The sequence below is a fragment of the Duganella sp. CT11-25 genome, from assembly GCF_047302815.1.
Taxonomy (GTDB): domain Bacteria; phylum Pseudomonadota; class Gammaproteobacteria; order Burkholderiales; family Burkholderiaceae_D; genus Rugamonas.
In genome coordinates this window covers 314,042-327,395 of sequence record NZ_JBKBFD010000001.1, presented here as the reverse complement: position 1 = coordinate 327,395, position 13,354 = coordinate 314,042, and the positions used below count along the sequence as shown (strand labels likewise).

Below are 13,354 nucleotides of genomic sequence, written 5' to 3'. Positions count from 1 at the left end.
TACGTTGTGTTTACATTCAATTAAAGACGTCATGGCCGTCTTCGTTTATCCTTATGCATCAGTGCCTATATGAACGGAGTAGATACAAGATGATGTTGCATATCCCCGATGTCCTGCGCGTCGAACAGGTCGCCGCCATCCGCAAGCGTCTGGACGAAGCCGACTGGGTCGACGGCCGCGCCACCGTGGGCAATCAGGGCGCCCAGGTCAAGCAGAACCGGCAGTTGCCGGAGACGTCGCCGCTGGCCCGGGAGCTCGGCCAGATCATCCTCGACGCGCTCGCCGGCAGCCCGCTGTTCTTCTCGGCGGCGCTGCCGCTGCGCACCTGTCCGCCGCTCTTCAACAGCTACGCCGGCGGCGAACACTACGGCAATCACATCGACGGCTCGATGCGCCGCATTCCCGCCACCAATCAATGGCTGCGCACCGACGTCTCGTCCACGCTGTTCCTCAGCGATCCGGACGAATACGATGGCGGCGAGCTGATTATCGAAGACGCTTACGGCACCCATGAAGTCAAGCTGCCGGCCGGCGACCTGATACTGTATCCGTCGACCAGCGTGCACCGCGTCGAGCCGGTGACGCGCGGCGCCCGCGTGTGCTCGTTTTTCTGGACCCAGAGCATGGTGCGCGACGACGGCCGCCGTTCGCTGCTGCTGGACCTGGACCGCAACATCCAGTCGCTGCGCGCCCGCCTCGGCGACTGCCCGGAAATGGTCGGCCTCACCGGCCACTATCACAACCTGCTGCGCCAATGGAGCGAGGTGTAGGCCTTAGCCGATCCGAATTCAGCGATTGGCGATGACGATGCGGCGGCTGTCTTCCGTCACCACGCGCATCGCCACGCCCCTGGCTTTCAGCTCGGCGTAGGCGTCGTCGCTGAGGATGGCCATGGCTTTCACGCCGGCGGCGGTGTGGCCGTTCCAGCGCGCGACGAAACCGTCCAGCTTCGGAATGGACAGCTCCGGTTGTTGGCGCTGGCCGAAGGTGAATTCATCCCAGTAGTCGACCAGGATCACGGTGCGCCGCAGGTAGAAGGTCATCGACTGTTCATAGGTGTGGACCGAGTAGACCGGGGTGTCGGCCTCCAGTTCGGGCAGCATCTTGGCCGCCACCGCCTTGCCGGCGCGCAGTTGGCCGTAGGGCTCGAAGCCGGCCAGCAGCATGTGGGTGGCGGCGAAGCCGGCGACGGCCATCGCCAGCACGGTCAGGTCCCGCCGCTGTTGGCGCGCCAGCAGCAGCGCCAGTGCGCCGCCGGCGGCGGCGGCGATGGCGGCCGCCAGCAACCACGGCTGGTAGGCTTCCAGCAACAGCCGCTCGTCCGGATGGCGCGCCGACATCCCCATCAAATGCGGCACGGCGGCCAGGCCGGCCACGCCGACCAGTACCAGCACGCCGGCGGCGATCGTGCGGTTCAGGCGCGAGGCGTTTTCCAGGTAGTTGCCGATCAGCAGGGCCAGCGCCGGGAAGATCGGCAGGATATAACCCGGCAGCTTGGAGTTGGAGTAACTGAAGAAGCAGAAGATGAACACCGCCCAGATCAGCAGCAGCAGCTTGGGCTGGAAGGCGGCGCCGCGCTCGCGCCTGGCGCCGCTGAACAGCGCCTGCGGCAACACGCCCAGCCACGGCAGGATGCCCGGGGCCAGCATGGCGAAGAAGTAGTACCACGGCCCTTCGCGGTCGTGGGTCTTCAGGAAGAAGCGCTCCCAGTGTTCGTGCACGAAGAAGAAATGCGGTTGTTCGGGATTTTTCAACGCCACCAGCACGAACCATGGCGTGGCGATGGCGAAGAACAGCAGCAGGCCCTTGCCCAGATGCAACCGTTTCCAGATCGCCAGGTCACGCGACAGCGCCGAGTACAGCACCAGCACCGCACCCGGCAGCACCAGGCCGATCAAGCCCTTGGCCAGCACCGCCAGCGCCATGCCGGCCCAGCAGACCAGCATCCAGTTGCGGTTCTCGGCCGGCGTGGCGTCGTCGCGCTGGGCCACCAGCAAGGCGCACAGGGCGATGGTCATCATGCCCGACAAGCTCATGTCGAGCGAATCGATCTGGCCGGACGCCACCCAGAACAGGCTGGAGCCGAGCGCCAGCGCGGCGTAGAAGCCGGCGCTGGCGCCAAGCACGCGGCGGCCCGCATAGCCGGTCAGCAGCACGCCGCCCAGGCCGCACAGCCCGGTCCACAGGCGCGCCTGCCACTCGCCCAGGCCAAACACGGCAAACGTGGCGGCGTTCATCCAGGTTTGCAGCGGCGGCTTTTCAAAGTACTTGAGGCCGTTCAGGCGCGTGGTGATCCAGTCGCCGCTGGCGAGCATTTCGCGCGCCATCTCGGCGTAGCGGCCCTCGTCGGGCGGGACCAGCGTGCGCACGTCCAGCGCGACCAGGGAGCACAGGATGAAGCCGGCAACGAGGAGATAGAACGCTGCCTTGGAACGGAGGAAATCGGGCATGGAATAAAGCGGGATCAGGATAAGTTGCCGCAGTCTAATGCGCCGACAATTAACCGAACATTAAGCCATCCGGCTAGAGAGCAAAAAAGGAACGTCCCGGATTCCCGGGATAGCCTGTGGGGAGTACAGACCTTGGGTATTCCGATCCGCAACTTAGTCTAATACAGTCTGATTCGGGCCAATTCGATCTAATGCAGTCTGAAATTCAGGGGTGTCAGTCTAAAACAGTCTCTGAAATCTGACGGAAAATCTAATTTGATCGATTTTTTAAATGCGAAAGTCTAAAGCGAACCATAGTCCAGTTCTGAGGCCCAACTTATAGACCCATTTGGAAAAGGACTAAATCATGGCATACGAACCTAAGCGCGCTGTAAACCTGCCGTTATCCGACTTTATGAGTTTGGAATTTCATTTGATGGACACCCGCCCCGGAGTCAACCCTGATACCTTCGTGACGCAACTCGTTCAACACTGGCTGGCGATTGACATGGAGCGAGTCGCGTTGCGCAGGAACGGACCGGCGATGCGCGGCTTTCAATGGAAGAACGTCTTCCTGCCCGAGGGAACCCGTCTGCGAACCCGCTACCAACAAACTATTGAATTCGCCAAGGTGGTCGGTGATCGCATCCTGTCCGATGACGGCGAGTCCTTGACCCCGTCGCTGTTCGCCAATCGTCACGCGAACGGGCGCAATGCATGGCGCCTTGTCTGGCTGCGTTTTCCCGGTGACGACTACTGGGTTCGCGCCATCGATTGCCGGACGCGTGCTGACGGCCAGCGGAGAAATGCGTCTAAAGATTGGAACTCAGAACGGAATTATGGTTCACTTTAGATTTTCGCTTCAAAAAAAGGGATCGAATTAGACTTGAAGCCGGATTTTATGGATGGTTTTAGACTGCTGCCTCGCGAATTTAGACTCGATTAGCCCGAAGCCGGTCCAATCAGACTGAATTAGACTAAGTTGGGATTTGGAATACCCGACCCAAGGCGCCGAACGTGGTTCCCTGAAGGCTGCGATGAGCCATAAAAAGGCCCGCTGGACGCGGGCCTGGGCTTGGTGCCGGTTTCTCTACGTTGTGCTCTTACTTCATCACCGTCAGCTTGTAGCGCTTGGCCGCCTTGAAGGTGTAGATGGTCAGCACGCCGTCCTTGACGTCGCCGCGCGCATCGAAGGCGATGTTGCCGGTCACGCCCTTGTGCTTGATCTTGGCCAGCGCCGGCAGGTACTTGGCCGGGTCCGGCGAGCCGGCCTGCTGCATCGCGTCGACCATCGTCATCAGCGCGTCGTAGGTGTACGGCGCATAGGTCTGCACCTCGATGCCGTAGCGCTTCTTGTAGGCCACGCGGAAATCGGCCATGCCTTTTTCCTGCGACGGCTCGACGCCGCCCGCTTCGGCGCAGATCACCTGGCCGTCGCTCATGGCCTCGCCCGCCAGGCGCGGCACCGAGTCCGAGCACATCCCGTCGCCGCCCATGAACTTGATCGGGATCCCCAGCTGCTTCATCTGGCGCAGCATCGGGCCGGCCACGGCGTCCATGCCGCCGAAGAAGATCATGTCCGGCTTGCTGGCCTTGATGGCGGTCAGGATGGCGCTGAAGTCGGTCGCCTTGTCGTTGGTGAACTGGCTCGAGACGATGCCGGCGCCGGCGCCGCTCTTCTTGACGTTCTTGACGAATTCATCGACCAGGCCCTTGCCGTAGGCGGTGCGGTCGTCGACCACGGCAATGCGCTTGACCTGCATGGTCTGCACCGCGTAGCGCGCCAGCGCGGCGCCCAGCTGCTCGTCGTTGGCGATGTTGCGGAAAGTGGTGTTGTAGCGCTGGCGGGTGTACTGCGGGTTGCTGGCCGACGGCGAAATCTGCGGGATGCCGGCGTCATAATAAATGCGCGAAGCCGGGATGGTGGTGCCGGAAGTCTCGTGGCCGATCACACCCTGTACCTTGGCGTCGACCAGCTTTTGCGCGACGGCCGTGCCCTGCTTCGGATCGGCGGCGTCGTCTTCAGCCTGCAGCACGATCTTGTATTTCTTGCCACCGATGACCACACCCTTGGCATTCAGCTCCTCGACCGCCATGCGGGCGCCGTTTTCATTGTCCTTGCCCAGGTGGGCGATCGGGCCCGACGTGGCGGCCACGTGGCCGATCTTGATGATGTCTTCCGCATGCGCGGCGCCAGTGGCGATAAAGGCCAGCGCGACTACCTGGCAAACTGTTTTTGTTGTGAACTGCATAAGATCCTCGTTGGTTAAGCTGATTAGGATACCATCCGGCAAATATCTCTGTCATCCGTGCGTGCTTCACGACACAACTGAAGTAGAATTCGAAAATCGAAACTTTGCCATAGAGATATATTCGTATGGAAATTTCCCAACGTATCGCCCGCTCCAGGCCACTGGCCACCACCGCCATGCACGGCCGGGTGGACGCCATGAAGGCAGGCGGTGAAGACGTGATCGATTTTTCCATCGCCATCTCGCATTTCCAGGCGCCGGCCATCGTGCACGACGCCGTGCGGCAGGGCCTGCGGATGCCCGCCCTGCCCTACACCACGGTCGGCGGCGACGCCGGCGTGCGCGCCAGGCTGGCCGCCAAGGTGACGGCCGAAAACCGCATCCCCGCCACACCGGCCGAGATCATCGTCACCAACGGCGCCAAGCAGGCCTTATATCAGGCGCTGTACGTGATGGCCGATCCGGGCGACGCCGTCATCATATTCAAGCCACACTGGCCAGCCTATGTCGCCACCTGCAAGCTGCTGGAACTGGAGCCGGTGCTGGTCGACCTGCCGGCCGTGGTCACGGATGAACTGCTGGACAGCCTGCCGCCGGCCAGGATCCTGATCATCAACAACCCGCACAACCCGACCGGCGGCGTGCTGACGGCGGTGGAACTCGACCGCATCGCCGCCTGGCTGAAACGCACCGGCACCCAAGCCATCGTCGACGAGAGCTATGAGAAACTGATCTTCGACGGCGAGCATGTCAGCCTGGCCGCGCGCGGCGACTGGCGGGAGATCGGCATCGTCACCATCTACTCGGCCTCGCAAAGCTACGCGATGATGGGCTGGCGCGCCGGCTTCGCGGTGGCGCCGGCCCGGCTGGTGACGGCGATGGAGACGCTGCAAGGCCCGATCACCGCCGCCGCGCCGATGCTGATCCAGCTGGCGCTGGCCGCGGCCTTCGAGACCGGCGCGCCGCACGCGATGCTGGCCGACTACCGCCAGCGGCGCGACCTGGTGCTGGACCTGGTGCACGGCCTGCCGTGGCTGGCCATGCGCCGCCCCGCGTCGGGCCCCTACCTGTGGGCCGACATCTCGGCGCTGACCATGGACACGGTGGGCTTCGCCGAGGATCTGCTGACGCATCGCGGCGTGGCCGTGATGCCGGGCGACGCGCTGGGCGCGCCGGGCCACATCCGTATCGGCTACATCTCGGACGATGTCGCCACCTTGCGGCGCGGGGTGCAAGCCATCATCGGCTTCGGCAATCAACGCTACCAGGCCGCCTGAGCGCCGTGGCTTTTCTCCTCTTTCAGCTCAACACCCTGCGCGGCCGCCTGATCCTGCTGGTGGCGCTGGCCATCTCGCCCATCGCCATCATGACCTTGATCAGCGGCGTGCGCGAACGCGAACACGCGGTGCAGGTCGCCGAGGAAAACCTGCAGCGCCTGACCAACCTGGCCGCCGCCAACGAAGCGCAATCGATCGAAGGCGCGCGCCAGCTGCTGCGCGACCTGGCCAGCATTCCCGACCTGACGGGCGACCAGGCCCATTGCAGCCGCCTGCTGGCCAACATCCAGCGCCAGAACCCGGACTACGCCAACCTGGGACTGATCCAGTTGAACGGCGAGGTGACCTGCAGCGCGGTGCCGTCCAAGACCACGGTCAACCTGGCCGACCGCTCGCACTTCCGCCGCGCCGTGCACCTGCGCCGCTTTGTCGCCGGCGGCTATGTGTTCGGCCGCGTGATCCAGAAGCACACCATCAACCTCACCTATCCCTTGCTGGACGAGGGCCAGCAGGTCCGGGCCGTGGTGTTCGCCGCGCTGGACCTGACCAAGCTCGATCGCTTCGTCGCCGACATCAAGCTGCCTCCCGGCTCGCTGCTGCTGACCGCCGATTCCGAAGGCAATATCATTTCGCGCAAGCCCAGCCCTGAACAGTGGTTCGGCAAGCCGGTGTGGCCGGAGATGCGCGCGGCGATGGCCGGCGAGCCGGGCAAGCCCGTGCTGCTGACCGGGCCGGACGGCGTCGAGCGGCTGCACCGCTTCGCCCGCGTCGGCAACAACGGCCTGTCCGACTACACGGTCACCATCGGCATCCCGGCCGCCGACATCACGGCCGTCGCCCGCCACGACCAGATGCTGGACCTGCTGGCGCTAGCCGCGACGCTGGCGCTGGCGATGCTGGCCGCGTGGTTCGTCGGCGACGTGCTGGTGCTGCGCCGGGTCAAGCGCCTGGCCACCACCGCCAACAGCATCGCCTCCGGTACGCTGGGCGCGCGCAGCGGCATCGTCTACGGCCGGGAGGAAATCAGCGAACTGGCGCGGGCGCTGGACGCGATGGCCGAATCGCTGCAGGAGAAGGAACTGCAGCACCTGAAGGCCGAGAGCCTGCTGCGCGAGGCCGACCAGCGCAAGGATGAATTCCTGGCCATGCTGGCGCACGAGCTGCGCAATCCGCTGGCGCCGATCAGCGCCGGCGCGCAGCTGCTGCAAAGCGGCCACGCCAGTCCCGAAGCGGTGCAGCGCACGGCCGGCATCATCGTGCGCCAGGTGCACCACTTGACGCGGCTGGTGGACGACCTGCTCGATGTCTCGCGCGTCACGCGCGGCCTGGTGACCTTGACGCGCGCGCCGCTCAACGTCGCCAGCGTGGTGGCCGACGCCGTCGAACAGGCGGAGCCGCTGATGAAGTCGCGCCAGCACCGCTTCGAGCTGTCGCTGCCCGAATCGCCGCTGGTGGTCTCGGGCGACCATAAGCGGCTGGTGCAGGTGCTGGTCAATGTGCTCAACAACGCCGCCAAGTACACGCCGCCGGGCGGCGCCATCAAGCTGGCGGTGCGCGCCGGGGACGGCCAGGTCAGGCTGATCGTCAGCGACAACGGCATCGGCATGTCGCCGGAATTGCGCAGCCGTGTGTTCGACCTGTTCGCCCAGGCCGACCGCAACTCGGACCGCTCGCAAGGCGGGCTGGGACTGGGGCTGGCGTTGGTCAAGTCGCTGCTCGAACTGCACGGCGGCAGCGTCGCGGTCGACAGCGCGGGCGAGCAGCAAGGCAGCACCTTCATCATCTCGCTGCCCGCCACGCCGAGCCCGGCGGCGCTGGCCGGCGCCTCGCCGGCGGTCAAGCCGGCGCGGCGCCTGCGGGTGCTGGTGGTGGATGACAACATGGACGCCGCCCAGACCCTGCAGCTGCTGCTGGAAGCGGGCGGCCACCAGGTCGTCGTCGCGCATACGGCGCTGGCGGCGCTGGAACTGGCGCAATCGATCTCGCCCGAACTATGCCTGCTCGACATCGGCCTGCCCGACATCAACGGCAACGACCTGGCGCGCGGCCTGCGCGCCCTGCCCCACACCGCGCGCGCGACGCTGGTGGCGGTGACCGGTTACGGCCGCCGCGAAGACCGCGAACTATCGATTGAAGCGGGCTTCGACCACTACTTCGTCAAGCCGGTGGATATGGAAAAACTGCTGGCCTTGATCGCCACGCTACCTTAAGACAATCAGGAACCTCATGACCGCAAGACTTCTATTACTCGGCATCGCCTGCAGCGCCGTGGCGCTGGCCTTCCCGGCACGGGCGCAAGAGCAGGCGATGAGCCGCCTCGCCGCGCAGCCGTCGGTAAAACAGGCGCTGGCCTATATCGAAAAAAACGAATCCATCACCACCGCCAATACGCTGGCCATCAACGCGATTCCGGCACCGACCTTTGCCGAGGGCGCGCGCGCCCGCGACTATGCGGAGCGCCTGAAGGCCGCCGGCCTGCAGGACGTGCATCTCGACGACGCCGGCAATGTGCTGGGCACATATCGCGGCAGCGGCAAGGGCCCGGTCATCGTGCTGGCCGCGCATCTGGATACCGTGTACCCGGCCGGCACCGACCTGACGGTGCGCGAAAAGGACGGCCGCTTCTACTCGCCCGGCATCGCCGACAACGGCCGCTCGCTGGCCGCCATGCTGACCATCGTCGCCGCGCTGCGCGACGCGAGGATCCAGACCGAGGGCGATATCCTGGTGGTGGCCAACGTCGGCGAGGAAGGCCTGGGCGACCTGAAAGGCGTGAAGTACCTGTTCAGCCAGCGCAAGGACATCAAGGCCTTCGTCGGCCTGGAGCCGGCGCTGGGCACGGACGGCGATCCGGTCACCCACATCGGCACCGGCAGCCGCCGCTTCAAGGTCGCGATGCGCGGCCCGGGCGGCCATAGCTACGAAGGCTTCGGCCTGCCGTCGGCGGTGCACGCGCTGGGCCGCGCCATCGCCCGCATCGACGAGGTGCAGGTGCCGGCCCAGCCCAAGGTGACCTTCAACGTCGGCGTGATCCAGGGCGGGCAATCGGTGAACAGCATTTCCGCCGACGCCACCATGCTGATCGACATCCGTTCGGCCGACGCGGCGTTGCTGGCCAAGGTGGAACAGCAGATCAAGGCCGCGATCCAGCAAGGCGTGGACGAGACCAACCGGCGCTGGAACAGCAAGGCCATCACCGCCGGGATCGAATTGATCGGCGACCGCCCGGCAGGACAGATGGGCAAGGACGCCGTGATCGTCAAGACCGCGCTGGCGGCGGCCACGGTGCAGGGCCGGCCGGCGCTGCTGGACAGCGCCCACTCGACCGACGCCAACCTGCCGATGAGCCTGGGCATCCCGGCGATCACCATGTCCGGCGGCGGCGCCTCGGGCGGCTATCACTCGGAAAAGAACGAATGGTGGTCGCCGAAGAACGCCCACACCGGGCCTCAGAACGTGATGCTGACCATCCTCGGCCTGGCCGGTGTGCGCGGCGTGACGGCGCCGGTTATTCCGTAAGACTCAGGTACTGCCGCGCTGCATCAGCTCAAAGCCGGTATTGATGGAGAGCCGCGACGGCGTGGACGGATGGTCGCCCAGCCGGTCCAGTATGGCCTGCGCGGACAGGGCGCCGATGCGGGCGCCATCCACCTTGATCGTCGTCAGCGGCGGGAAGGTGTGGGTGCAGAAATTCAGGTCGCCGAAGCCCATCACGGCCAGCTGGGACGGCACTTGCAGGCCGCGGCTTTGCGCTTCGATCAGCACGCCGTGCGCCAGCGTATCGGAACCGCAGTAGATCGCATCCAGGTCCGGGTGCTCGTCGAGCAGCTTGACCGCGCCCTCGCGCCCTTGCGGCAATCCGCCCGGCGCCGGCACGCTGTGCATGGCCAGCACGTTGACGCCCTGCTTGGCCAGCGCGACCTGGAAGCCCTGGTTGCGCCGTCCCGCGCGCGGATCGTCCGCCGACAGCATGCCGATGCGGCGGTAGCCCCGTTCCAGCATATGCGCCGCGCAGGCGTGGCCCACCTCTTCATGCGAGAAGCCGATCACCATGTCGATCGACTGCGGCGCCGTGTCCCAGGTTTCCACCACGGGGATGCCGATTTGCAGCAGGCGCTGGCGGGTGCTGTCGGTGTGCTGCATGCCGGTCAGGATGACGCCGTCCGGGCGCCGGCTGAGGATGGTCTCGACCAGGATTTCCTCGCGCCATACCTCATAGCCCGAAATCCCCAGCAGCAGCTGATAGCCGGCGGCCGTCAGGCGGTCGGTTGCGCCCTGCACCATGTCGGCGAAGGTCTGGGTGGAGATGGTCGGCAGCACCAGCGCCACCAGTTTGCTGCGGCTGGAGGCCAGTCCGCCGGCCAGCATGTTCTTGACATAGCCGGTGCTCTTGACGGCGGCCTGCACCTTGGCCAGCGTGACGGGGCGCACCAGGTGCGGTTCGTTCAATGCACGGGAAACGGTGATCGGCGACACGCCGGCCGCCTTGGCAACATCGATCAATGTAACGCTGCCGGCAGCGCTTTGGAGAACTGGCATCTTTTCTTCCGTGATGAACAGGGCGGGTGTTTGCGTAATCATTCTAACTGACAATTGGGCAATACAGTTGTGTTTGGCTGTTGACAGGTGCTTGGCAACGCCCTACACTCAAAAATGATTGCGCTATCATTTATTCCAATAAGGAGACGTCTTGAACCCCTTCGTGCCTTCATACCGCGCGCTGGCCGCCGCTTGCCTGCTGTGCCTGATGGCTGCGGCAAGCGCCGCCTCCAGCACCGATCATCCCCGCCAGCGCCAGTCGATCAACGAAGGCTGGCGCTTCCGCCTCGGCGATCCGGACGGCTTCAGCGCGCAGCTGCAATACGATGTGCGCCCGGAAATCAAGCAGAGCGCCGACGGCAAGGTGGCCGACGCCCGCCCCGATGAAGCGGAAAAGCTGCAGCGCCCCGCCAGCGGTCTGCTCAAGCCATGGATACTCCCGAGCGGCAATGCCTTCGTGGCCGATCCGGCGCAACGGACGGCGCGGCCGGCCGGCGAGCCGGCGCTGGCGTTGCCCTTGCTGCAGGCCGGCTTCGACGACCGCGCCTGGCGCGCGGTGACGCTGCCGCACGATTGGGCGATCGAAGGCCCCTTCCTCGCCACCGGCCCCTACGGCGGCATGGGCCGGCTCAAGACTTGGGGGCCGGCCTGGTACCGCAAGCAGCTCGACATTCCGGCCGGCGCCAAGGGCAAGGCCATCTTCCTCGATATCGACGGCGCCATGTCGCACGCCAGCGTATGGCTCAACGGCCGGCTGGTCGGCGGCTGGCCTTACGGCTATAACTCGTTCCGCCTGAACCTGACGCCCTACGTCACGGCGGGCGGCGTCAACCAGTTGGCGATACGCCTCGACAATCCGGCCGAATCGGCGCGCTGGTACCCGGGCGCCGGGCTGTACCGTAACGTCTGGCTGACCACCACCGACCCGGTCCATGTCGGCCACTGGGGCACGGTGGTCCGCACGCCCGAGGTATCGGCCGAAGCGGCGCGCGTGGAACTGGCCGTCACGGTAGACAACGACGGCCAGGGCGCCGCCACGCTGGACGTCGGCACGCAGTTGTACGCGCTGGACAGCGACGGCAAGCGCAGCGGGCCGGCGGTCGCCACCCTGCCCGCGCAGCGCGTGCAGGTGGCCGCCCGCGCCAGCGCGACGGTCAACGCGGCGGCGCGCGTCGCCAAGCCGCGCCTGTGGGGACCGTTGCCGCAGCAGCGCCCGCATCGCTACGTGGCGGTGACCACGGTCAGCCGCAACGGCGTGCCGGTGGACCGCTATGAGACGCCGTTCGGCATCCGCTCGCTGCGCTTCGATCCCGAGCAAGGCTTGTTCGTCAACGGCGAAAAGATCATGATCAACGGCGTCAACAACCATCACGACCTGGGCGCGCTGGGCGCGGCCTTCAATGTGCGCGCCGCCGAACGCCAGCTGGAAATGCTGCAGCAGATGGGCGCCAACGCCATCCGCATGAGCCACAACCCGCCCGCGCCCGAGCTGCTGGAGCTGACCGACCGCATGGGCCTGCTGGTGATGGATGAAGTGTTCGATTCGTGGGAACGCAAGAAGACGCCGCTGGACTTCCACCTGATCTTCCCCGACTGGCACGAGCAGGACCTGCGCGCGATGATGCGGCGCGACCGCAACCACCCGTCCATCATCATGTGGAGCGTGGGCAACGAAGTGGGCGAGCAATACACCGGTGAAGCGGGAGCCGCCATCGGCAGCAAGCTGGTCGGCATCGCCCACCAGGAGGACGCCACCCGCCCCGTCACCGTCGCCATGAACTACGCCAAGGCCGACATGCCGTTGCCGGCCACGGTCGACGTGATCGCGCTGAACTACCAGGGCGCCGGCATCCGCAGCCTGCCCGGCCAGTTCCCGGCCTTCCATCAGAAATTCCCCGGCAAGATGATCCTGTCGACCGAAAGCGCATCGGCGCTCAGCAGCCGCGGCGAGTACCAGTTCCCGGTGCCGGGCGTGATCAGCGCGCCGGTGCGCCCCGGCGCCGGCGGCGATCCGAAGCGCCAGCAGGTCAGCGCCTACGAATTGTTTGCCGCCGACTTCGGCAGCTCGGCCGACCGCTCGTGGGCCGCGCAAGACCAGAATCCCTACGTGGCCGGCGAATTTGTCTGGACCGGCTGGGACTACCTGGGCGAGCCGACGCCGTATTACGGCGCGCGCAGCTCGTACTCCGGCATCATCGACCTGGCCGGCTTCCCGAAAGACCGCTATTACCTGTACCAGTCGCGCTGGCGCCCGGACTTGCCGTTGGCGCACCTGCTGCCGCACTGGACCTGGCCGGAGCGCGTGGGCGAAGTCACGCCGGTGCATGTCTTCACCTCGGGCGACGAGGCCGAGCTGTTCGTCAACGGCAAGTCGCAGGGACGCCGCAAGAAAGCGCCGTACGAATACCGCCTGCGCTGGGACTACGTGGTGTACGAAGCCGGCGAGCTGAGCGTCGTCGCCTACAAGGACGGCAAGGAATGGGCGCGTTCGTCGGTGAAAACCGCACAGGCGGCGGCCGCGCTGCAGGCCAGCGCCGACCGCAGCAGCATCGACGCCGACGGCCGCGACCTGTCCTTCGTCACGCTGCGCGTGGTCGACGCCAACGGCGTGACGGTGCCGCGCGCCAGCCAGCGCATCCGCTTCAGCGTCGAAGGTCCGGGCGAACTGGTGGCCACCGACAACGGCGACCCGAGCAACCTGGAAGCATTCCACACGCCGGAGCGCGACACGTTCAACGGCCTGTGCCTGGCCATCGTCCGCGCCAAGCCCGGCCAGCGCGGCGCGATCACGCTGCGCGCCACGGCGGAGGGCCTGGCCCCTACCGCAATTGAAGTGCGCAGCAAATAAGCCCGACAT

General features: G+C 65.9%; 9 protein-coding genes. 6 read left to right on the top strand and 3 right to left on the bottom strand.

Annotation, left to right across the window (positions count from 1 at the left end; translation table 11 throughout):
- The first annotated feature begins 89 nt into the window (after window positions 1-89).
- Entirely contained in the window at window positions 90-770 is a 681-nt protein-coding gene (locus ACEN9F_RS01300) for a Fe2+-dependent dioxygenase (RefSeq protein ID WP_413417042.1), read from the top strand.
- An 18-nt stretch (window positions 771-788) separates the two neighbouring features.
- On the opposite strand, the gene ACEN9F_RS01295 is transcribed toward ACEN9F_RS01300, so the two are convergent.
- Window positions 789-2,450, bottom strand: coding sequence for a phospholipid carrier-dependent glycosyltransferase (locus tag ACEN9F_RS01295; protein WP_413417040.1), 1,662 nt, complete (start codon window positions 2,448-2,450; stop codon window positions 789-791).
- A 346-nt stretch (window positions 2,451-2,796) separates the two neighbouring features.
- On the opposite strand from ACEN9F_RS01295, the gene ACEN9F_RS01290 reads away from it, so the two are divergent.
- Entirely contained in the window at window positions 2,797-3,282 is a 486-nt protein-coding gene (locus ACEN9F_RS01290) for a hypothetical protein (protein WP_413417038.1), read from the top strand.
- 250 nt (window positions 3,283-3,532) lie between these two features.
- Here ACEN9F_RS01290 and ACEN9F_RS01285 read toward each other — a convergent pair whose 3' ends face one another.
- Window positions 3,533-4,681, bottom strand: coding sequence for a branched-chain amino acid ABC transporter substrate-binding protein (locus ACEN9F_RS01285; protein WP_413417036.1), 1,149 nt, complete (start codon window positions 4,679-4,681; stop codon window positions 3,533-3,535).
- Window positions 4,682-4,806: 125 nt separating this feature from the next.
- On the opposite strand from ACEN9F_RS01285, the gene ACEN9F_RS01280 reads away from it, so the two are divergent.
- From ACEN9F_RS01280 to ACEN9F_RS01270, 3 genes are read left to right on the top strand one after another with little or no spacing between them, the layout of a single operon-like run.
- Complete coding sequence (locus tag ACEN9F_RS01280; RefSeq protein ID WP_413417034.1) at window positions 4,807-5,958, top strand: pyridoxal phosphate-dependent aminotransferase; 1,152 nt, start codon at window positions 4,807-4,809, stop codon at window positions 5,956-5,958.
- Window positions 5,959-5,963: 5 nt separating this feature from the next.
- Window positions 5,964-8,168 carry an ATP-binding protein gene (locus tag ACEN9F_RS01275; protein WP_413417032.1) on the top strand — a complete coding sequence of 735 codons (2,205 nt, stop codon included), beginning with the start codon at window positions 5,964-5,966 and terminating at the stop codon, window positions 8,166-8,168.
- Window positions 8,169-8,184: 16 nt separating this feature from the next.
- Window positions 8,185-9,477: a M20/M25/M40 family metallo-hydrolase gene (locus ACEN9F_RS01270; RefSeq protein ID WP_413417030.1), complete on the top strand. Its 1,293-nt coding sequence runs from the start codon at window positions 8,185-8,187 to the stop codon at window positions 9,475-9,477.
- A 3-nt stretch (window positions 9,478-9,480) separates the two neighbouring features.
- On the opposite strand, the gene ACEN9F_RS01265 is transcribed toward ACEN9F_RS01270, so the two are convergent.
- Window positions 9,481-10,497, bottom strand: a complete 1,017-nt coding sequence (locus tag ACEN9F_RS01265) for a LacI family DNA-binding transcriptional regulator (RefSeq protein WP_413417028.1) — start codon at window positions 10,495-10,497, stop codon at window positions 9,481-9,483.
- A gap of 151 nt (window positions 10,498-10,648) precedes the next feature.
- Between ACEN9F_RS01265 and galB the strand changes: the two genes are divergently transcribed.
- On the top strand, window positions 10,649-13,345 hold the full coding sequence (galB, locus tag ACEN9F_RS01260) for a beta-galactosidase GalB (RefSeq protein WP_413417026.1): 2,697 nt from the start codon (window positions 10,649-10,651) through the stop codon (window positions 13,343-13,345).
- Window positions 13,346-13,354: the final 9 nt, after the last annotated feature.

What these genes read in the sequence shown, in the direction of transcription:
- ACEN9F_RS01300 (WP_413417042.1), top strand. Translation starts at nt 90, where the DNA reads ATGATGTTGCATATCCCCGATGTCCTGCGCGTCGAACAGGTCGCCGCC.
- ACEN9F_RS01295 (WP_413417040.1), bottom strand. Translation starts at nt 2,450, where the DNA reads ATGCCCGATTTCCTCCGTTCCAAGGCAGCGTTCTATCTCCTCGTTGCC.
- ACEN9F_RS01290 (WP_413417038.1), top strand. Translation starts at nt 2,797, where the DNA reads ATGGCATACGAACCTAAGCGCGCTGTAAACCTGCCGTTATCCGACTTT.
- ACEN9F_RS01285 (WP_413417036.1), bottom strand. Translation starts at nt 4,681, where the DNA reads ATGCAGTTCACAACAAAAACAGTTTGCCAGGTAGTCGCGCTGGCCTTT.
- ACEN9F_RS01280 (WP_413417034.1), top strand. Translation starts at nt 4,807, where the DNA reads ATGGAAATTTCCCAACGTATCGCCCGCTCCAGGCCACTGGCCACCACC.
- ACEN9F_RS01270 (WP_413417030.1), top strand. Translation starts at nt 8,185, where the DNA reads ATGACCGCAAGACTTCTATTACTCGGCATCGCCTGCAGCGCCGTGGCG.
- ACEN9F_RS01265 (WP_413417028.1), bottom strand. Translation starts at nt 10,497, where the DNA reads ATGCCAGTTCTCCAAAGCGCTGCCGGCAGCGTTACATTGATCGATGTT.